Genomic DNA, 19849 nt, shown 5'->3' on the forward strand with positions numbered 1-19849 from the left:
GAACATCTGGACGTCTAAACGTGTAGATGTTCACAGGCCGATTGTTAATCGATGAGGGTGCAGGATGAGTTTTTTTCATGCCAATCAGCGCGAAGCGCTAAACCAGAGCCTGGCTGAGCTGAACGGGCAAATTAATGTTTCATTTGAGTTCTTCCCGCCTCGTACCAGCGACATGGAAGAGACACTGTGGACCTCCATCGATCGCCTGAGCAGCCTGAAACCGAAATTCGTTTCTGTGACCTACGGTGCAAACTCAGGTGAACGCGATCGCACCCACAGCATTATCAAAGGCATTAAAGATCGCACCGGTCTGGAAGCTGCTCCCCATCTGACCTGTGTCGATGCCACGCGCGATGAACTGCGCACCATCGCTCAGGATTACTGGAACAACGGCATCCGTCATATTGTGGCGCTGCGCGGCGATCTGCCTCCAGGCAGTGGTAAGCCAGAAATGTACGGCAGCGATCTGGTTTCGCTGCTGAAAGAGGTGGGTGATTTTGATATTTCGGTTGCGGCCTATCCGGAAGTTCATCCCGAAGCGAAAAGCGCCCAGGCCGATCTGATTAACCTGAAGCGAAAAATCGATGCAGGCGCCAACCGGGCCATTACTCAGTTTTTCTTCGACGTTGAAAGTTATCTGCGTTTCCGCGATCGCTGTGTCGCGACCGGCATTGACGTGGAAATTGTGCCGGGCATTCTGCCGGTCTCTAACTTTAAACAGCTGCAACGCTTTGCCACGCTAACTAATGTGCGCGTGCCGGGCTGGATGAGCGCGATGTTTGCCGGTCTGGATGATGATCCGGAAACGCGGAAAATGGTGGGAGCCAATATCGCGATGGATATGGTGAAAATCCTGTCACGCGAAGGGGTGAAGGATTTCCATTTCTACACGCTTAACCGTGCCGAAATGAGTTACGCCATTTGTCACACCCTGGGCGTGCGACCTGCTGCTGCAGCGGCTTAACCGCTCTGCTTCAGCCAATAAAAAAGTCGGGAGAGTCCCGACTTTTTTGTTTTTACTGCAGTGCGACGCTGACGAGCGTCAGCGCCTCACCACCGTTAACCGGTATTGCGCATGCCTGCCGCGACACCGGCAATGGTCACCATCAGCGCCTGCTCAACGCGGGCATCCGGTTCATCGCCATTCGCTTCCCGCGCTCGCGAACGATGCAGCAGTTCGGCCTGGAGTACGTTGAGCGGATCGGTATAGACATTACGCAGTGCAATTGACTCGGCAATCCACGGCTGATCTGCCATCAGGTGTGAGTCATTGGCAATGGTCAGTACCGCTTTGATATCCGCATCAAGCTGATCGCGCAACTGTTTGCCCAGCGGCCAGAGTGATTTCTCGACCAGACGCTGATCGTAATATTCCGCCAGCCACAGGTCCGCTTTTGAGAATACCATCTCCAGCATACCCAGACGGGTAGAGAAGAATGGCCAGTCGCGGCACATCGCTTCCAGCTGATCCTGATGACCGGCGGCCATCGCCTGTTGCAGGGCCGCACCAGCACCCAGCCACGCGGGCAGCATCAGACGGTTCTGCGTCCAGGCGAAAATCCATGGAATCGCACGCAGCGACTCTACGCCGCCGGTAGGTCGGCGTTTGGCGGGACGTGAGCCCAGCGGTAATTTACCCAGCTCCTGCTCCGGCGTCGCTGAGCGGAAATAGGGCACAAAGTCAGCATTTTCACGCACATAACCGCGATACATCGCACAGGAGTCGGCGGAGAGCTGATCCATAATGTCGCGCCATTCGCGTTTTGGCTCCGGCGGCGGCATCAGGTTCGCTTCCAGAATTGCGCCGGTGTAAAGCGACAGGCTGGCGATGGTGACGGCGGGTAAACCATATTTAAAGCGAATCATCTCGCCCTGTTCGGTCACACGAAGACCGCCGCGCAGGCTACCTGGCGGTTGCGACAGCAGCGCTGCATGGGCGGGTGCGCCGCCACGGCCGATGCTGCCGCCGCGTCCGTGGAACAGCGTCAGTGAAATCCCGGCCTTCTCACAAGTTTTAATCAGGGCATCCTGTGCCTGATATTGCGCCCAGCTGGCGGCCATCACACCGGCATCTTTCGCCGAGTCAGAATAGCCAATCATCACCATCTGTTTGCCCTGAATTAAGCCGCGATACCAGTCGATGCTCAGCAGCTGGCTCATCACGTCATTGGCGTTATTCAGGTCATCAAGCGTTTCAAACAGCGGTGCAACCGGCATGGCATAGCCGATGCCTGCTTCTTTCAGCAGCAGATGCACGGCCAGCACGTCAGAAGGGGTTTTCGCCATCGAGATAACATAGGCGGCGATAGAACCCTGTGGCGCTTCAGCCGCGACGCGACAGGTCTCCAGCACTTCACGCGTTTCATCGCTGGGTTCCCAGCTGCGAGGCAGCAGCGGACGCTTTGAGTTCAGTTCACGGATCAGGAAGGCCTGCTTGTCCGCTTCGGACCAGCTTTCATAATCGCCGAGACCCAGATAGCGGGTCACTTCAGCAATCGCTTCGGTGTGACGGGTACTCTCCTGACGCAGATCGATCCGCACCAGCGGCACGCCGAAGCATTTCACGCGGCGCAGCGTATCAAGCAACTGACCGTTGGCGATAATGCCCATGCCGCACTTTTGCAGTGACTGATAGATGGCAAACAGCGGATCCCACAGCTGAGCGTTGGAGACCAGCAGATCGGCCGGGCGCGGCAGACGTTCACCTTTCAGGCGACGTTCCAGGAATGACTGGGTAGTCATTAACTGGCTGCGCAGGCGTTTCAGGATCATACGATAAGGTTCAAGCGCTTCCGGATCGCCGCTGAGTTCCCGGATCTCTTCAGTGCACTCTGACATCGACAACTCAGAGATCAATACGCCGATATCGCGCAGGAACAGGTCAGTGGCTTTCCAGCGACTCAGCTGCATAACGTGGCGGGTAATCGCCGCCGTAACGTTAGGGTTACCGTCGCGGTCGCCACCCATCCATGAGGTGAACTGAACCGGCACGAAATCGACCGGCAGCTTAATGCCGAACGCCTCTTCTACCTGCTCGTTCAGCTCACGCAGGAAGGCGGGTACGCCTTCCCACAGGCTATTTTCCACTACGGCAAAGCCCCATTTGGCTTCGTCGATAGGGGTCGGACGATATTTGCGGATCTCATCGGTGTGCCACGCCTGTGCCACCAGCTGACGCAGACGGCGCATAATCTGGTTACGTTCGTAGTCGGAGACGTCGCTGTGATCGAGCTGTTTCAGGCAGCTGTTAACTTCGACCAGCTTGTGAATCAGCGTACGGCGGGTGATTTCAGTCGGGTGAGCCGTCAGCACCAGTTCCAGCGACAGCGATTCAATGGCCGCAAGGATGTCGCTTTCGCTGATATCTTTCTGCTGCTTCAGGGTATCAAAGGTCTTTTTCAGCAGTTCGGGATGGTTCTCACCCTCGCCACTTTGCGAGATGGTCTGATACTGCTCAGCCACGTTGGTGAGGTTCAGAAACTGGCTAAAAGCGCGTGCAACCGGCAAAAGCTCCTCGTTGGAGAGGTTCTGCAGCGTATTGAGCAGTTCTTTACGATGAGTGTCATTTCCTGCACGGGATGACTTGGAGAGCTTACGGATGGTTTCCACCTGGTCGAGGATGTTCTCTCCCAGTGCATCCTTAATCGTATCCCCGAGCAGTTTGCCGAGCATACTGACATTACTTCGCATTGCGGAATATTGTTCGTTCATTGGACCCTGACACCCTTATCGTCTTGAAAAACTTCTACACCCGACCTTTCAGGCAGCAGAAAAATCAGCAACGCCATGTTCCCCCTAATCTACAGGGAACCGGCTCCGTTGCCGCCTGTCCACATTCTGAAACGCTCTGAATAATCACCCGCTGGGCATAACATCGTCTTTTATCTAGCCACGTAATGTTGCGTTCGTCAAATGCGTTAAAGTGCGCTGAAGATGTGGCTAAATAACGGAAATTCGTAGAATTTATCGGGAACGAAGCGGGATAAGTTATTCTTATCGCTAAATCCCGCACAATGAAGGGGCATTTTACTGTTAATGCAGTGAAATGCCCCATTTGCTGTTAATCAGTGGCAAAAATGCTGCACAACCTGACTGATAAGCGCCCTTGTCGGCTTAATAAATGCAGTATCAATAAATTCGTCTGGCTGATGTGCCTGCTCAATCGACCCCGGACCCAGTACCAGCGTCGGGCAGAGCTGCTGAATAAAAGGCGCTTCGGTGCAGTAGTTCACCATCTCAGTGGGTATACCCAGTAATTTCTCGACCACATTGACCAGTTCATGATCTGCCGGGCACTCGTAGCCAGGAATCGGCGGATGCAGTTCAGCCACCGTGACACGGCCCGGCCAGCGCGCACTGACCGGTGCCAGCGCCTCATTCAGTAGCCCATCGAGATCGTTCAGCGACAGGCCCGGCAGTGGACGAATATCCATATGCAGTTCACAGCAGGCGCAGATACGGTTAGCGGCGTCACCGCCATGAATATGGCCGAAGTTCATGGTGGGATAGGGGATGGCAAAACCGTCATGGTGATAACGCTCCTGCAGCGTATTGCGCAGTTGCATCAGATGGGTGATCGACTCATGCATCAGTTCAATGGCGTTAACGCCACGTGCGGGATCGCTGGAGTGGCCCGATTTCCCCTCGATACGGATCACATTCGACAGGTGACCTTTGTGCGCACGCACCGGTTTAAGTGAGGTTGGTTCACCGATGATGGCGCAGTCGGGACGCAGCTGCGTCGATTCAGAAAAATATTTGGCGCCAGCCATGGTGGTCTCTTCATCGGCCGTAGCGAGGATATAGAGCGGTTTGCTCAGCGTGCTGACATCCACATCGCGCAGTGTATCGAGAATAAAGGCGAAGAAGCCTTTCATGTCTGCCGTACCCAGGCCATAGAGCTTGTTGTCGTGCTCGGTCAGGGTAAAGGGATCGCGTGTCCAGCGGCCATCGTCAAAAGGAACGGTATCGGTGTGACCCGCTAACAGCAGGCCGCCCGCACCGCTTCCGGTGCGCGCCAGCATATTAAATTTATTGCGGGTGCCGGGCACCGGCTGCACTTCAACGCTGAAGCCGAGGTCGCGGAACCAGCCGGCCAGCAAATTGATTAAAGTTTCATTACTCTGATCCAGTGCGGCATCGGTTGCGCTGATCGACGGTGTAGCGATTAACTGGCGGTACAGTTCAATAAAAGGCGGTAATTTTGTCTTCACTGTTGGCGGTCCTTGGGTTAGGATGTATCCATATTCATGCAGTAATAGTGAATAAAAATACATTAACGTCCTCTGCAAGGGAACCTTAAATCACTGCAGATGACAGGGCGGGTAACGGGGCAAGGCCGCGACCCGGAACGTGCGACTGTAAAAAGGGTTACAGCCTGATGTTGAATACGCTGATCGTTGGTGCCAGTGGTTATGCTGGCACAGAGCTTGCCACCTTCCTGAATCGCCATCCACATATCAACATAACCGCTTTGGCGGTTTCGGCGCAAAGCCCTGATGCCGGCAAGCGCCTCTCCGATCTCCATCCGCAGCTGAAAGGTGTGGTGGATTTGCCGCTGCAGCCGCTGAGCAGCGCGGCCGAGTGGGCAGATAAGGTGGATGTGGTGTTCCTGGCGACGGCCCACGAAGTCAGCCACGACCTGGCGCCGGAATTTCTCAAGGCTGGCTGTGTGGTATTCGACCTGTCGGGCGCGTTCCGCGTTAATGACGCTGATTTTTATACCCGCTTTTATGGCTTCACCCATCAGCATGGCGACTGGCTGGACAAAGCCGTTTACGGCCTTGCCGAATATCAGCATGAGAAAATCCAGCAGGCGCAGCTGGTGGCTGTGCCAGGTTGCTACCCAACCGCTGCGCAGCTGGCGCTGAAGCCCCTGGTGGATGCCGGACTGTTAAACGAGGCGCAATGGCCGGTAATTAACGCCACCAGCGGCGTGAGCGGTGCCGGACGTAAAGCCAATGTCGGCACCAGCTTCTGCGAAGTGAGCCTGCAGCCTTACGGCCTGTTCAATCATCGTCATCACCCGGAAATCGTTGCGCACCTTGGTACGCCGGTGATCTTCACTCCGCATCTGGGTAACTTCCCGCGCGGGATCCTGGCGACGATTACCTGCCGTCTGAAAGCGGGTGTCAGCCGTGAAGATATTGCCGCAGTTTTCCATCGCGCCTATGACAACAAGCCACTGGTGCGGCTCTACGAGCAGGGCGTACCGGCGCTGAAAGCCGTTGTGGGTCTGCCTTACTGCGATATCGGTTTTGAAGTGCAGGGTGAGCATCTGATTGTCGTGGCAGCCGAAGATAATCTGCTGAAAGGCGCGGCATCGCAGGCGGTACAGTGCCTGAACATCCGGTTCGGCTTCCCTGAAACGCAGTCACTGATTTAACGGATAAATAAACCATGACCAATCCATTGATTATCAAGCTGGGCGGTGTGTTGTTAGACAGCGAAGAAGCGCTGGCCCGCCTGTTTGAAGCGCTGTTGACCTACCGCAGCGCCCATCAGCGTCCGCTGATCATTGTCCACGGCGGCGGTTGCCTGGTGGATGAACTGATGAAAAAGCTGGCGCTGCCGGTGAAGAAGAAAAATGGCCTGCGTGTCACACCAGCCGATCAGATCGACATTATTACCGGTGCGCTGGCAGGAACCGCGAATAAAACGCTGCTGGCCTGGGCAAAAAAATCGGGCATCAACGCGGTAGGCCTCTGCCTGGGCGATGCGGGCATCGTGAATGTCACACCGTTTGATGAAGAACTCGGCCATGTTGGCCACGCAATGCCGGGCGATCCGGCATTGCTGAACACCCTGCTGGCGGCCGGTTATATGCCGGTGGTGAGCTCAATTGGTATTACTGACAGCGGCGACCTGATGAACGTCAACGCTGATCAGGCGGCGACCGCACTGGCCTCGACGCTGGGCGCTGATCTGGTCCTGTTGTCAGACGTCAGTGGTATTCTCGACGGCAAAGGTCAGCGCATCGAAGAGATGACCGCCGACAAAGCTGAGCAGCTGATTACCCAGGGCATTATTACCGACGGCATGATTGTGAAAGTGCACGCTGCGCTTGATGCAGCGCGAACCCTGGGCCGCCCGGTGGATATTGCCAGCTGGCGTCACGCTGAGCGGCTGCCTGACCTGTTTAACGGCGTGTCGATTGGCACCCGGATTCTCGCTTAACGACTCTGATTCAAGGATTACGAAATGCAAACGCAAAACATCAAAAAAATCGTTCTGGCTTACTCCGGTGGTCTTGATACTTCGGCCATCATTCCATGGCTGAAAGAGAACTACGGCGGCTGTGAAGTCGTCGCTTTTGTCGCAGATATCGGTCAGGAGCGCGGCGATCTGGAAGGTGTAGAGAAGAAAGCCCTGCAGTCCGGCGCATCTGAATGCCACGTGGTTGACCTGCGTGAAGAGTTCATCAGCGACTATGTTTATCCGGTGCTGCAGACTGGCGCCCTCTATGAAGGCACCTATCTGCTGGGTACTTCAATGGCGCGTCCTATCATCGCTAAAGCACAGGTTGAGCTGGCGCTGAAAGTGGGTGCGGATGCGCTGTGTCACGGCGCAACCGGTAAAGGTAATGACCAGGTGCGTTTCGAAACCACCTACACCGCGCTGGCACCACAGCTGAAAGTGGTGGCCCCGTGGCGTGAATGGAACCTGCGTTCACGTGAAGCGCTGCTGGACTACCTGAAAGAGCGCAACATTCCGACCACCGCGTCACTGGAGAAAATCTACAGCCGCGACGAGAACGCCTGGCACATCTCCACCGAAGGTGGCGTGCTGGAAAGCCCGGCCAATGCACCAAATAAAGATTGCTGGGTCTGGACTGTCGATCCGCTGGAAGCGCCTGACCAGCCTGAAGAAGTGACCGTAACCGTTGAAAAAGGTCGGGTCGTGGCGGTTAACGGCGAAAAACTGAGTCCGTTCCAGTGCCTGGAAAAACTTAACGTGCTGGGCGCAAAACATGGCGTCGGCCGTATCGATATCGTTGAGAACCGTCTGGTAGGGATTAAATCCCGCGGCTGCTACGAAACCCCTGGCGGCACCATCATGGTCAATGCGCTGCGTGCGGTTGAGCAGCTGGTGCTGGATCGCGATAGCTTCAAATGGCGTGAGCAGCTCGGCCACGAGATGTCCTATGTGGTTTATGACGGCCGCTGGTTCGCCCCGCTGCGTAAGTCGATTCAGGCTGCTGCCGAATCGCTGGCGGAAGAGGTTAACGGTGAAGTGGTACTGCAACTCTACAAAGGCCAGGCGACAGCCACCCAGAAGCGTTCCGCGAACAGCCTCTACTCGGAAGAGTTCGCCACCTTCGGTGAAGATGAAGTGTACGATCACCGTCATGCTGGCGGCTTTATCCGTCTGTTCTCGCTCTCTTCGCGTATCCGCGCCCTGAACGAGCAGAAGAAGTAATTTTCAGGCGAGGTGCGCCTCGCCTCACAGTTTCATTTCAGGGGCGGCATTTATGCCGCCCCTTGTTTAACGATTCAGAGGAGTTTTCACATGGCACTTTGGGGTGGACGGTTTACTCAGGCAGCGGATCAACGTTTTAAACAGTTCAATGACTCGCTGCGCTTCGATTACCGCCTGGCAGAGCAGGACATTATTGGCTCTGTTGCCTGGTCCAAAGCGCTGGTGACGGTAAATGTCCTGACTCAGGATGAGCAGCAGCAGCTGGAAGCGGCCCTGAATACGTTACTGGATGAAGTCCGTGAGGATCCTGAGCAGATTCTGCAGAGCGACGCCGAAGATATCCACAGTTGGGTTGAAGGCCAGCTGATCGACAAGGTGGGCGCGCTGGGCAAAAAACTGCACACCGGACGTAGCCGTAACGATCAGGTCGCGACCGATCTCAAGCTGTGGTGCAAGGTGCAGATTGAGGCGCTGCTGGGCGCCACCCGTGATCTCCAGCAGGCGCTGGTGGTCACCGCCGAAGCCAATCAGGATGCGGTGATGCCGGGCTACACGCATCTGCAGCGTGCGCAGCCGGTGACGTTTGCGCACTGGTGCCTGGCCTACGTTGAAATGCTGGCGCGTGACGAGAGTCGTCTGCAGGATACGCTGAAGCGGCTCGATGTCAGTCCGCTGGGCTGTGGCGCACTGGCCGGTACCGCGTATGAGATCGATCGTCAGCAGCTGGCAGGCTGGCTGGGCTTTGCCTCCGCCACGCGCAACAGTCTGGATACCGTATCAGACCGCGATCATGTGCTGGAGCTGCTCTCTGATGCTGCCATCGGCATGGTGCATCTGTCGCGCTTCGCCGAAGATATGATCTTCTTCAACACTGGTGAAGCGGGCTTTATCGAGCTGTCAGATAAAGTGACCTCCGGCTCATCGCTGATGCCGCAGAAGAAAAATCCGGATGCGCTGGAGCTGATTCGCGGCAAGTGTGGCCGGGTGCAGGGCGCGCTGACCGGCATGATGATGACGTTGAAAGGTCTGCCGCTGGCCTACAACAAAGATATGCAGGAAGACAAAGAGGGGCTGTTTGACGCGCTCGACACCTGGCTCGACTGTCTGCATATGTCAGTACTGGTGCTGGATGGCCTGCAGGTCAAACGTCCGCGCTGCCAGGAAGCGGCTGAACAGGGTTACGCAAACTCCACTGAACTGGCTGACTATCTGGTCGCCAAAGGCGTGCCGTTCCGTGAAGCTCACCATATCGTTGGCGAAGTAGTGGTTGCCGCCATCGGGCAGGGCGTGGCGCTGGAAGCGCTGTCGCTGGCACAGCTGCAGGAGTTCAGTGCAGTGATTGGCGAGGATGTCTATCCGATTCTGGCGCTGCAGTCCTGTCTGGATAAGCGTAATGCACAGGGCGGCGTCTCGCCACAGCAGGTTGCGCGTGCCATCGGTGACGCAAAGCAGCGTCTGGCGTAATGGTAAAGCTGGCAAAGCAAAGGCTTTGCCAGCTTTTGTAACCGTCTTTTTAACCCCCTCCTGAATTATCCTTCCTTGTTGAATCATTTTTTTGACTATTGCCAGGTTTTATATCTGAAACAAATTTCGGGAAATTTTTATTGTGGCATTTCAGTTTTTATAAAAATAATTTATGGATTTTTTGCGATTTTTTAAAGAGGTAAATACATTTAAATTGTCCCTGTAACAGAATGCGGTTACTTATTTTAAATGTTCTTGATTTGGGCCGGGAGGGCTTATGCGTGAATTAACATTAGATGAAGTTTCAGGCGTTTCAGGTGCTGCTATTACTCCTAATGATGCTGCATTATTTATCGGTGATCATTTGGCTAGCTCCGTCATTGGTGGTGTTGCTGCTGCTGTTGCGGGAGGCGCTATCGGTTATTTGCACGGTGGCGATGCAATGGGGATTTTAGGCCTGAGTGTAATTGGGCAATTGGTTGGAGCCGTTGGTGGTGCGATAATTGGCGGAATTGGAGGCGTAATCGGCGGCGCAATGGTATCGTTATCATATAGCCTGCCCTTGGTCGAGCAATTAGCACAAACTATTATTTCAGGTGGAATTCAGTAATTACTAATCATTCATTTAATAATGAATTTTTTTGCTATTCAAAAGGAATCGATGATGCGTACATTAAATAGTAATGAATTGAATTCAGTATCTGGAGCTTATGGCGAAAATTTACTGGCGAATGTTGCCGAAGGTATAGCATGTTCAATTGGCGGAGCTGTACTGGGTTCCTGGACGTTAGCTATTTTGGGCGGTCGTGGTGCCAGTTCTGCGGACGTCATTGGTATCGGCGGTGGTATTACCGCACTTGTCGGCATGATTGGTGGAGCGATCGCTGGAGCCGCAGCTGGTGCTGTTTATGGCCCTTACGTTGGTTGGGATGCCGGGCTTGTTGTGGCACAGGATTTAATAGGCGATTTGATGAAAGGCCTGCCTGGGGCATAACGTCAGCTCGTTATGTCTGAACTGCAGGCAAAAAAAAGCGGGCATATTAAATGCCCGCCAACCTCTAGCTTCAGAATTACTCATTTTTATAGGCACATCATCAAAGCGCCTGCTCTCCCGGCCGACGCTCAGATTCTCTTACGCTGACAGCAAATATTGTTGCAGATCCTCACTGCCGCCAATGTGACGACCCCCCATGAAGATCTGCGGTACCGTCGCCCGGCCTGAAACGGCGCGCAGACTCACGGTTGTTGCATCCTGTCCCAGCACGATCTCTTCGTACTGAATACCATGATCCATCAGCATCTGTTTTGCCTGTGTGCAGAAAGTGCAGCCAGGTTTGGTGAAGATTGAGACCGACTCCTGAGCTTTACACTCAGGCGCCAGATAGCGCAGCATGGTGTCGGCATCAGAGATCTCAAATGGGTCACCCGGCTTGTTTGGCTCAACAAACATTTTCTCTACCACGCCGTTACGCACCAGCATCGAGTAGCGCCATGAACGTGGGCCAAAGCCGAGATCGGCTTTCTCAACCAGCATTTCCATGCCGCGGGTAAACTCGCCGTTGCCATCAGGGATAAAGGTAATGTTGTCTGCGCGCTGTTCTGCCTTCCAGGCGTTCATCACAAACGTGTCATTCACCGAGACGCACAGAATGCTGTCCACACCCTGCTGGGCAAACAGACCCGCTAATTCGTTGTAACGCGGCAGATGGCTGGAGGAGCAGGTTGGTGTGAATGCACCCGGCAGTGAAAAAACGATGACCGTTTTGTCTTTAAACAACGCTTCAGTGGTGACATCGACCCAGCGATCGCCCTGACGTGTGTGAAAAGTCACTGACGGAATAGCTTTACCTTCCTGACTTGCAAACATTTTTTTCTCCTGACATACCGCGTTCCATTTGATGTGCGCATTATTCCCAACCACCCTTGATAGGGCCAATCGTTCATTGCTATTCTATCTATCGCCACGGGCTATCGTGGCTTGGAGGGTAATAATGAATATTCGTGATCTTGAATATCTGGTTTCGCTTGCTGAACACCGTCATTTCCGCCGTGCCGCGGATGCGTGTCATGTCAGTCAGCCGACGTTAAGCGGGCAGATCCGTAAGCTGGAAGATGAGCTGGGTGTGATGCTGCTGGAGCGCACCAGCCGTAAAGTGCTGTTCACCCAGGCAGGTTTGCTGCTGGTGGATCAGGCGCGTACGGTGCTGCGTGAAGTGAAAGTGCTGAAAGAGATGGCCAGTCAGCAAGGGGAAGCGATGTCAGGTCCGCTGCATATCGGCCTCATCCCGACTACCGCGCCCTACTTATTGCCACAGATTATCCCGACGCTGCACCAGACATTCCCGAAACTGGAGATGTATCTGCACGAAGCGCAGACGCAGCAGCTGCTGGCACAGCTCGATAGCGGCAAGCTGGACTGCGCGATTATCGCGCTGGTCAAAGAGAGCCAGGCCTTTATCGAAGTGCCGTTGTTTGATGAGCCGATGAAGCTGGCAGTCTATGCCGATCATCCCTGGTGCGATCGCGACCGGGTGCCTATGTCCGATCTGGCAGGCGAGAAATTGCTGATGCTGGAAGATGGGCACTGTCTGCGTGACCAGGCGATGGGGTTCTGCTTTGAGGCGGGCGCCGATGAAGATACCCATTTCCGCGCGACCAGTCTTGAGACGCTGCGCAATATGGTGGCGGCAGGCAGCGGGATTACGCTGCTACCGGCGCTGGCAGTCCCACCGGAGCGTATCCGCGACGGCGTCTGCTATCTCACCTGCTACAAACCGGTGCCACAGCGTACGATTGCGCTGGTCTATCGTCCGGGTTCACCTCTGCGCAGCCGTTATGAACAGCTGGCAGAGGCGATTAAAACCCACATGCAGCACTATTTCGACGCCGCGTTAAAACAGGCGGTTTAAGCCGTTTAACGCCGCAACGCGATAGGCTTCGGCCATGGTCGGATAGTTAAAGGTGGTATTCACGAAGTACTCAATCGTGTTGCCACCGTTTTTCTGCTCCATGATCGCCTGACCGATATGAATAATCTCGGCGGCACGTTCACCAAAGCAGTGAATTCCAAGAATCTCTTTGGTTTCCCGATGGAACAGAATCTTCAGGCTGCCAACGTTCATGCCAACGATCTGCGCTCGCGCCAGATGTTTGAACTGCGCGCGGCCCACTTCGTAAGGCACCTTCATTGCCGTCAGCTGCTGCTCGGTTTTACCCACGGAGCTGATTTCCGGAATGGTGTAAATCCCGGTTGGGATATCTTCAATCAGGTGCGCTGACGCTTCCCCTTTGATAATCGCCTGAGCGGCAATACGGCCCTGATCGTAGGCGGCTGAGGCCAGGCTTGGATAGCCAATCACGTCACCAACGGCATAAATGTGCGGCTGAGCCGTCTGATACATGCTGTTCACTTTCAGCAGGCCACGACCATCCGCTTCCAGACCCACATTTTCCAGCGACAGCGAATCGGTGTTGCCGGTACGGCCGTTGGCGTAAAGCAGGCAGTCGGCTTTTACTTTCTTACCCGACTTCAGATGCATGATGACGCCATCTTCCACCCCTTCGATCTTCTCAAACTCTTCGTTGTGACGAATCACCACGCCGCTGTTCCAGAAGTGGTAAGAGAGAGAGTCAGACATCTCCTGATCAAGAAACGCCAGCAGGCGATCGCGGGTGTTAATCAGGTCAACTTTGACGTTCAGGCCACGGAAAATCGACGCATATTCACAGCCAATCACGCCCGCGCCATAAATAATGACGTGGCCTGGTTCGTGGTGCAGATTGAGAATAGAGTCGGAGTCATAAACGCGTGGATGAGTAAAGTCGACATTGTCAGGATGGTAAGGTCGTGAACCACAGGCGATAACAAACTTCTCTGCCGTCAGCGTCTCACGCGTGCCATCCGGTTGCTCAATCTCAATGGTGTTGGCATCAACAAAATGCGCATCGCCCTGATAAAGTTCACAACGGTTACGCTCGTAGAAGCCCTGACGCATGGCTGTCTGCTGGCTGATCACGTTTTCAGTGTGATTGAGAATGTCGGCAAAAGAGGAGCGAAGCAGTCGGGTATGATCGCTGTAGAGCGGATTTTGGTTGAATTCAATAATGCGACTGACGGCGTGGCGAAGGGCTTTAGAAGGGATGGTGCCCCAGTGCGTACAACCGCCGCCGATGTTGTGGTAGCGTTCAATCACGGCGATGCGCGCTCCCTGTTTTACCAGCCCCATCGCCGCCCCTTCACCGCCGGGCCCTGAGCCAATCACAATGGCATCGTAATCGTAAGACTTTTGCATACCGATACGTCCTATTATTTATACATTTTTACAACGAGATTCTAACATCTCGTCGCGCACTTCTGAATTCTATCAGCGATTTTCATCACATTTTGACAAAGAGTGAGGTTCACAGGCGGTGACAAAGATTGCCAATCTGTACGCTGAAAATTTTGTTATAGTGCCTGCTTAACACCGCTAAAGGCAGAGAGAATGGGCGTCAGAGCGCAACAAAAAGAACGTACACGACGTACACTGATTGAAGCAGCGTTCAGTCAGCTCAGCGCCGAGCGCAGTTTTGCCAGTCTGAGTTTGCGGGAGGTTGCCCGTGAAGCAGGGATTGCACCTACCTCCTTTTATCGTCATTTCAAGGATGTTGATGAGCTTGGCCTGACGATGGTAGATGAAAGCGGGCTGATGCTGCGACAGCTGATGCGCCAGGCGCGCCAGCGTATTGCCAAAGGCGGCAGCATCATTAAAACGTCGGTGTCGACCTTCATGGAGTTTATCGGCAACAATCCCAACGCTTTCCGCCTGTTACTGCGTGAACGTTCCGGCACCTCTGCTGCTTTTCGTGCCGCCGTGGCGCGTGAAATTCAGCACTTTATCGCTGAACTGGCCGATTATCTTGAGGTCGAAAATCGCATGCCGCGCAGTTTTACCGAAGCGCAGGCTGAAGCGATGGTGACCATTGTATTCAGCGCCGGTGCAGAAGCACTGGATGTTGATGCTGAGCAGCGACGTAAGCTTGAGGATCGGCTGGTGTTACAGCTGCGTATGATCGCCAAAGGCGCTTATTACTGGTACCGCCGGGAGCAAGAGCGACTGGCGGCCACCCTGGAAAAACCCGAAGAGCAATGAGTAAGGATCAGTCCATGACCCACCCAGGTACTCGCGATAAAAGCACACTGGTACTGGCTTTTATTACCGGCTTAGCGATTAACGGCTCGTTTTCTGTGCTGTTCAGCGCCTTTGTTCCATTTTCGATTTTTCCGCTGATTGCGCTGGGTCTGGCGGCCTGGTGTCTGCATCAGCGTTACCTCAACACCAATATGCCGGATGGTATGCCAGGACTGGCAGCGGCGTTTTTCCTGCTGGGGATTCTGGTTTATAGCGCGCTGGTGCGGGCAGAATACCCGGATATTGGCTCAAACTTCGTTCCCACCGTTCTGATGGTAGCGCTGGTGTTCTGGATTGCGACGCGTTTTAAGCGCAAGCGTAATCAGTAGTGATAAAAAAACGGGAACCTCAGGGTTCCCGTTTTTGTTTACGCTTTACGTGTCAGCAGGACACCGCATTCCATATGGTGGGTATAGGGGAACTGATCAAACAGCGCCAGCCGCGTCACATCGTGCGTTTCCGCCAATGTCTGCAGATTATCGCTCAGGGTCTGCGGATTGCAGGAGATATAAAGGATACGCGGATACGCCTGCACCATTTTCACCGTCTCTTCATCCAGTCCGCTGCGCGGCGGATCGACAAAAATCGTCTCGCATTCGTAGCTGGTCAGGTCAATTCCTTCCAGACGATTAAAGCTGCGCACGCCATTCATCGCCTGGGTAAACTCTTCCGCCGCCATACGAATGATCTGCACGTTATCAATCTGGTTCACGGCAATATTGTATTGTGCTGACGCAACAGAGGGCTTGGCGATCTCAGTCGCCAGAACGCGGCGGAAATTGCGTGCCAGCGCCAGCGAGAAGTTGCCATTACCGCAGTAGAGTTCCAGCAGGTCGCCCTGTGAATTCTGCGTCACATCCAGCGCCCACTCCAGCATCTGAATATTCATCGCCGCATTAGGCTGGGTAAAACTGTTTTCGACCTGACGATAGATAATCTCGCGACCCGCCACCGGCAGACACTCATCAACGTAGTCGCGATCCAGACAGATTTTGGTCTTGGTGGCGCGACCAATCAGCTGCACATCCAGCCCTTCCGCGCGAAGCTGGTCACGCAACGCCGCGGCTGCCTGCTGCCACTCATCATCCAGTTTGCGGTGATAGAGCAGCGAAATCACAATCTGATTGCTCAGGGTCGACAGATAGTCGATCTGGAACAGTTTATGACGCAGGGTACGGTTATCACGGATCGCGGCGATCATCTTTGGCATCAGCTGATTGATCAGCTGGCTGGCCGCCGGGAACTGATCAACACGGATCCGCTCGCGTGTCTGCTGATCAAAAATGATGTGGTAGATATCATCGCCGTCGTGCCACAGGCGGAATTCGGCGCGCATCCGATAGTGGCTGACCGGTGAACGGAACACCTCCACGTCGGGCGCAGCAAACGGCGTCATCATCGTCTCTAAACGACTGACTTTTTCCGCCAGCTGTGCGTCATAGTCTTCAATGGGGAGATGTTCGGGTGTCATGAGCAATCCTGATTAATAGCTTACCAGCGGGCGATTGTAGGCATTCACTTGCTGATGTCCAGTCCTGCAATGAGAAGATGTTTGGCAGTCTGGACTTCCGTATCTCCACTCCGTAGACTGCAGACGCCGGCCTCAAGCCTGAGTTAATAGGGAATCCAGTGTGAATCTGGAGCTGACGCGCAGCGGTAAGGAATGTCGTGATGAGTGCAATTGCAGACACTGTCCTGTGGGATGGGAAGTCATCATCACTTATGGTTCCCAGCCCGAAGACCTGCCGGTGTAACGTCGCTACTCGTACAATCATCGCGTGCTATTGATTGTCGGCCTGCGGCATCCTGCTTCGTCTTATGGATGCGATAAAAATGACAAAAAAAACTGCTTCGCTGTTCGCTCTGAGCGCAACGGCGATTTCTCTCTGGGCGCAATACGGTTTTGCTCAGGGGAATGATGATACCCAAATAGTGACCGCCAACCGTTTTGCTGAACCTGTTTCAGGTGTGCTGGCACCCACCACCGTTGTCACACGTGATGAGATTGATCGCTGGCAGGCCAAAAGCCTGACGGATGTGATGCGCCGCCTGCCGGGTGTCGATGTCGCGCAAAGTGGCGGGTTAGGGCAGCAGAGTTCGCTGTTTATCCGTGGCACCGAATCAAGACATGTACTGATCCTGATTGATGGTATCCGGCTTAATCAGGCGGGGATCACCGGTTCGTCTGACCTCAGCCAGATCCCGCTGTCACTGGTGCAGCGCATCGAATATATTCGCGGCGCGCGTTCTGCAGTCTACGGTTCCGATGCGATTGGCGGCGTGGTGAATATCATTACGGGCCGATCGCAACCGGGCACCACGCTGACGGCGGGCGTCGGGTCCAACGGCTATCAATCCTACGATGGCTCAACTCAGCAGATGCTGGGCGATGCGACAAAGCTCACCCTGGCAGGCAACTACACCTATACCAAAGGGTATGACGTGGTGGCGGGTTATCCCAATGACTTTAGCCCGGCGCAACACGATCGCGACGGCTTCATGAGCAAAACCCTGTATGGCAACCTTGAGCATCAGTTCAGCGATGAGCTCAGTGGTTTTGTGCGCGGCTACGGGTTTGATAACCGCACCGCCTACGACGGTTCATACACTTTCGATAATAACTCCAATATTATCGGGCTGGCGGATACCCGCCAGCTCTACAGTCAGACCTGGGACACCGGGTTCCGCTTCAATCGTGACTTCTACTCTACCCAGCTCATCGCCAGTTATGGCCATACCAAAGACATTAACTACGATCCGCGCAATGGCCGCTACGGTGCCGCGTCCACCTTTGATGATGTCAACCAGTACAATCTGCAGTGGGGCAACACCGTGCAGGTGGGGCAGGGGGCGATCAGCGCGGGTGTCGACTGGCAGAAAGAGACGACCGAGCCGGGCACGAACTATTTGTCAGATAGTTATGAGCAGCGTAATACCGGTCTCTACCTGACCGGCCAGCAGCAGTTTGGCAGCGTCACCCTTGAAGGTGCGGTACGCGGTGACGACAACAATCAGTTTGGCTGGCATAACACCTGGCAGACGGCGGCCTCATGGGAGTTTATCTCCGGCTACCGCGCGTTCGCCTCTTATGGCACCGCTTTTAAAGCACCTAATCTGTCGCAGGTTTACAGCCCGGTTTATGGCAATCGCGACCTCGATCCTGAAAAAAGTAAGCAGTGGGAAGGCGGTTTTGAAGGGCTGAGCGGACCGGTGAACTGGCGTGTGTCGGGCTATCGCAACGACATCGATAATCTGATTGATAGTGATCCGGCGACTTTCCGTTACTACAACATTAAGCAGGCTCGCATTAAAGGCGTTGAAGCGACCGCAGGATTCGACACCGGGCCGCTGGCGCATCAGCTCTCTTATGATTATGTCGACGCGCGGGATGGCAGCACCGATCAGCCGCTCGTACGCCGGGCTAAGCAGCAGGTGAAATATCAGCTCGACTGGACGCTGTATGAGTTTGACTGGTCAGTCACCTACCATTATCTGGGTGACCGTTATGATACGGACTTTAACCGCTCTCCCAGCCGTCGCGTGAAGTTAGGGGGCGTCAGCCTGTGGGATCTCGCCGTCTCATATCCTGTCACTTCACAACTCACGGTTCGTGGTAGAATTGCCAACCTGTTCGATAAAGATTACGAGACAGTGTATGGCTATCAGACACCAGGACGAGAGTATTACCTCAGCGGCAGCTACAACTTCTGATTTGCGTCCCACCGTGCTGGTGTTTGATTCCGGCGTCGGTGGGCTTTCTGTCTATGATGAGGTCCGTCAGCTGTTGCCGGATCTTCATTATCTTTACGCCTTCGATAACGCTGGCTTCCCTTACGGTGAAAAAAGCGAGACTTTCATTGTGGATCGGGTGGTCGCTATCGTTGAGGCCATTACCCACAGCTATCCTCTCTCGTTAGTCATCATCGCCTGTAACACGGCCAGCACCGTTTCATTGCCCGCTTTACGTGAACGTTTTGCCTTTCCTGTCGTGGGGGTGGTTCCGGCGATTAAACCGGCCGCGCGCCTGACGCGAAATGGCGTAGTGGGCTTGCTGGCGACGCGTGCCACGGTGCGCCGTCCTTATACCCATGAGCTGGTGTCGCAGTTTGCCGGTTCCTGCAAGATAGAGATGCTGGGATCAGCGGAGCTGGTTGAACTGGCAGAAGCGAAGCTCCATGGTGCGGAAGTTGCTCTGGATGAAGTGCGCCGTATTGTTCAGCCGTGGCTGCGGATGGCGGAGCCACCGGATACGGTCGTTTTAGGCTGTACGCACTTTCCTTTACTGCGCGAAGAGTTGCAGCAGGTGTTACCGGAAGGGACGCGTCTGATTGATTCCGGTGCGGCAATTGCACGACGTACAGCCTGGCTGCTGGAGCATGAAGCACCTGAAGTGCATTCATCGCAGCAGAACGTTGCATTTTGTACGGAGCTGGATGGCGAAGCGGTACAATTATCACCCGTTTTACGGCGTTATGGCTTCTCGTTGCTGGAAAAACTGGCGCTTTAGCGGCTTTTAGCTGAAAAAATCAGCACTCGGAATTTTATTTGAAATTAGCACTTGTCACCCTCCGAGAACTCCCTATAATGCGCCTCCACTGACACGGCACAACGGCTTACGAAGCGCCGGGTTGAGTAGGTTCGAAATCATACGAACCAGTGAGTTAAGCGAAAATAAATGCTTGACTGACAATGCGGAAAGCGTAATATACGCAGCCCGCGCCGCAGTAAATCGCGGCATGCTCTTTAACAATTTATCAGACAATCTGTGTGGGCACTCGCAGGATTGATATCAGCGT

17 protein-coding genes and 1 riboswitch are annotated in these 19849 nt (G+C 54.4%); of the genes, 12 read left to right on the forward strand and 5 right to left on the reverse strand.

Annotated elements, in window-relative coordinates; all coding sequences use genetic code 11:
• Nucleotides 1–64: 64 nt before the first annotated feature.
• Complete coding sequence (gene metF / locus ACR8BN_RS00880) at nucleotides 65–964, forward strand: methylenetetrahydrofolate reductase (protein WP_010258148.1); 900 nt, start codon at nucleotides 65–67, stop codon at nucleotides 962–964.
• Nucleotides 965–1059: 95 nt separating this feature from the next.
• On the opposite strand, the gene ppc is transcribed toward metF, so the two are convergent.
• Together ppc and argE are read right to left on the reverse strand one after the other, a co-directional pair.
• Complete coding sequence (gene ppc / locus ACR8BN_RS00885) at nucleotides 1060–3711, reverse strand: phosphoenolpyruvate carboxylase (protein ID WP_039387248.1); 2652 nt, start codon at nucleotides 3709–3711, stop codon at nucleotides 1060–1062.
• A 353-nt stretch (nucleotides 3712–4064) separates the two neighbouring features.
• Nucleotides 4065–5213, reverse strand: a complete 1149-nt coding sequence (gene argE / locus ACR8BN_RS00890) for an acetylornithine deacetylase (protein WP_434747244.1) — start codon at nucleotides 5211–5213, stop codon at nucleotides 4065–4067.
• A 167-nt stretch (nucleotides 5214–5380) separates the two neighbouring features.
• Here argE and argC point away from each other — a divergent pair, with 167 nt between their 5' ends.
• The 6 genes from argC to ACR8BN_RS00920 all read left to right on the forward strand — a co-directional run bounded on the left by argC (nucleotide 5381) and on the right by ACR8BN_RS00920 (nucleotide 10876).
• Nucleotides 5381–6385 carry an N-acetyl-gamma-glutamyl-phosphate reductase gene (gene argC, locus ACR8BN_RS00895; protein ID WP_010672063.1) on the forward strand — a complete coding sequence of 335 codons (1005 nt, stop codon included), beginning with the start codon at nucleotides 5381–5383 and terminating at the stop codon, nucleotides 6383–6385.
• Nucleotides 6386–6399: 14 nt separating this feature from the next.
• The gene (gene argB / locus ACR8BN_RS00900; protein ID WP_010258140.1) at nucleotides 6400–7176 is read left to right on the forward strand and encodes an acetylglutamate kinase; all 777 of its coding nucleotides are present in this window, start codon (nucleotides 6400–6402) and stop codon (nucleotides 7174–7176) included.
• Nucleotides 7177–7200: 24 nt separating this feature from the next.
• Nucleotides 7201–8418 (forward strand): argininosuccinate synthase, encoded by a 1218-nt coding sequence (locus ACR8BN_RS00905; protein ID WP_022624925.1) that lies wholly within the window; start codon nucleotides 7201–7203, stop codon nucleotides 8416–8418.
• Nucleotides 8419–8508: 90 nt separating this feature from the next.
• Entirely contained in the window at nucleotides 8509–9882 is a 1374-nt protein-coding gene (argH, locus tag ACR8BN_RS00910; protein WP_083070712.1) for an argininosuccinate lyase, read from the forward strand.
• 277 nt (nucleotides 9883–10159) lie between these two features.
• Nucleotides 10160–10492 carry a hypothetical protein gene (locus ACR8BN_RS00915; protein WP_064703057.1) on the forward strand — a complete coding sequence of 111 codons (333 nt, stop codon included), beginning with the start codon at nucleotides 10160–10162 and terminating at the stop codon, nucleotides 10490–10492.
• A 21-nt stretch (nucleotides 10493–10513) separates the two neighbouring features.
• A complete protein-coding gene (locus ACR8BN_RS00920) occupies nucleotides 10514–10876 on the forward strand; it encodes a hypothetical protein (protein ID WP_071941051.1) in 363 nt (120 codons plus the stop codon).
• A 138-nt stretch (nucleotides 10877–11014) separates the two neighbouring features.
• Here ACR8BN_RS00920 and ACR8BN_RS00925 read toward each other — a convergent pair whose 3' ends face one another.
• Nucleotides 11015–11749, reverse strand: coding sequence for a glutathione peroxidase (locus ACR8BN_RS00925; protein WP_031591828.1), 735 nt, complete (start codon nucleotides 11747–11749; stop codon nucleotides 11015–11017).
• 124 nt (nucleotides 11750–11873) lie between these two features.
• Between ACR8BN_RS00925 and oxyR the strand changes: the two genes are divergently transcribed.
• Nucleotides 11874–12791 carry a DNA-binding transcriptional regulator OxyR gene (gene oxyR / locus ACR8BN_RS00930; protein ID WP_010258132.1) on the forward strand — a complete coding sequence of 306 codons (918 nt, stop codon included), beginning with the start codon at nucleotides 11874–11876 and terminating at the stop codon, nucleotides 12789–12791.
• On the opposite strand, the gene sthA is transcribed toward oxyR, so the two are convergent.
• Entirely contained in the window at nucleotides 12774–14174 is a 1401-nt protein-coding gene (gene sthA, locus ACR8BN_RS00935; RefSeq protein WP_010258130.1) for a Si-specific NAD(P)(+) transhydrogenase, read from the reverse strand. The genes oxyR and sthA overlap by 18 nt on opposite strands.
• Before the next feature lie 192 nt (nucleotides 14175–14366).
• On the opposite strand from sthA, the gene fabR reads away from it, so the two are divergent.
• Together fabR and ACR8BN_RS00945 are read left to right on the forward strand one after the other, a co-directional pair.
• Complete coding sequence (gene fabR / locus ACR8BN_RS00940; protein ID WP_010258128.1) at nucleotides 14367–15014, forward strand: HTH-type transcriptional repressor FabR; 648 nt, start codon at nucleotides 14367–14369, stop codon at nucleotides 15012–15014.
• Between the two features lie 14 nt (nucleotides 15015–15028).
• On the forward strand, nucleotides 15029–15382 hold the full coding sequence (locus ACR8BN_RS00945; protein ID WP_010258126.1) for a YijD family membrane protein: 354 nt from the start codon (nucleotides 15029–15031) through the stop codon (nucleotides 15380–15382).
• Between the two features lie 38 nt (nucleotides 15383–15420).
• Here the strand turns inward: ACR8BN_RS00945 and trmA are convergent, their stop codons facing one another.
• Nucleotides 15421–16524, reverse strand: coding sequence for a tRNA (uridine(54)-C5)-methyltransferase TrmA (trmA, locus tag ACR8BN_RS00950; protein WP_039387257.1), 1104 nt, complete (start codon nucleotides 16522–16524; stop codon nucleotides 15421–15423).
• 110 nt (nucleotides 16525–16634) lie between these two features.
• A riboswitch (cobalamin riboswitch) is annotated at nucleotides 16635–16817 on the forward strand.
• Between the two features lie 69 nt (nucleotides 16818–16886).
• On the opposite strand from trmA, the gene btuB reads away from it, so the two are divergent.
• Nucleotides 16887–18764 carry a TonB-dependent vitamin B12 receptor BtuB gene (gene btuB / locus ACR8BN_RS00955; protein WP_434747245.1) on the forward strand — a complete coding sequence of 626 codons (1878 nt, stop codon included), beginning with the start codon at nucleotides 16887–16889 and terminating at the stop codon, nucleotides 18762–18764.
• Nucleotides 18709–19560, forward strand: coding sequence for a glutamate racemase (gene murI / locus ACR8BN_RS00960; protein ID WP_115758627.1), 852 nt, complete (start codon nucleotides 18709–18711; stop codon nucleotides 19558–19560). The genes btuB and murI overlap by 56 nt, the downstream gene beginning before the upstream one ends.
• Nucleotides 19561–19849 lie beyond the last annotated feature (289 nt).

This window comes from Pantoea sp. Lu_F5_004 (assembly GCF_051136245.1).
Classification (GTDB): domain Bacteria; phylum Pseudomonadota; class Gammaproteobacteria; order Enterobacterales; family Enterobacteriaceae; genus Pantoea; species Pantoea agglomerans.

Excerpts from the sequence above, each read along its gene's own strand:
- btuB (WP_434747245.1), top strand. The coding sequence starts at position 16,887 with ATGACAAAAAAAACTGCTTCGCTGTTCGCTCTGAGCGCAACGGCGATT.
- sthA (WP_010258130.1), bottom strand. The coding sequence starts at position 14,174 with ATGCAAAAGTCTTACGATTACGATGCCATTGTGATTGGCTCAGGGCCC.
- oxyR (WP_010258132.1), top strand. The coding sequence starts at position 11,874 with ATGAATATTCGTGATCTTGAATATCTGGTTTCGCTTGCTGAACACCGT.
- argH (WP_083070712.1), top strand. The coding sequence starts at position 8,509 with ATGGCACTTTGGGGTGGACGGTTTACTCAGGCAGCGGATCAACGTTTT.
- ppc (WP_039387248.1), bottom strand. The coding sequence starts at position 3,711 with ATGAACGAACAATATTCCGCAATGCGAAGTAATGTCAGTATGCTCGGC.
- ACR8BN_RS00925 (WP_031591828.1), bottom strand. The coding sequence starts at position 11,749 with ATGTTTGCAAGTCAGGAAGGTAAAGCTATTCCGTCAGTGACTTTTCAC.
- ACR8BN_RS00945 (WP_010258126.1), top strand. The coding sequence starts at position 15,029 with ATGACCCACCCAGGTACTCGCGATAAAAGCACACTGGTACTGGCTTTT.
- argC (WP_010672063.1), top strand. The coding sequence starts at position 5,381 with ATGTTGAATACGCTGATCGTTGGTGCCAGTGGTTATGCTGGCACAGAG.
- murI (WP_115758627.1), top strand. The coding sequence starts at position 18,709 with ATGGCTATCAGACACCAGGACGAGAGTATTACCTCAGCGGCAGCTACA.
- ACR8BN_RS00915 (WP_064703057.1), top strand. The coding sequence starts at position 10,160 with ATGCGTGAATTAACATTAGATGAAGTTTCAGGCGTTTCAGGTGCTGCT.
- fabR (WP_010258128.1), top strand. The coding sequence starts at position 14,367 with ATGGGCGTCAGAGCGCAACAAAAAGAACGTACACGACGTACACTGATT.
- argB (WP_010258140.1), top strand. The coding sequence starts at position 6,400 with ATGACCAATCCATTGATTATCAAGCTGGGCGGTGTGTTGTTAGACAGC.
- metF (WP_010258148.1), top strand. The coding sequence starts at position 65 with ATGAGTTTTTTTCATGCCAATCAGCGCGAAGCGCTAAACCAGAGCCTG.
- ACR8BN_RS00905 (WP_022624925.1), top strand. The coding sequence starts at position 7,201 with ATGCAAACGCAAAACATCAAAAAAATCGTTCTGGCTTACTCCGGTGGT.
- ACR8BN_RS00920 (WP_071941051.1), top strand. The coding sequence starts at position 10,514 with ATGAATTTTTTTGCTATTCAAAAGGAATCGATGATGCGTACATTAAAT.
- trmA (WP_039387257.1), bottom strand. The coding sequence starts at position 16,524 with ATGACACCCGAACATCTCCCCATTGAAGACTATGACGCACAGCTGGCG.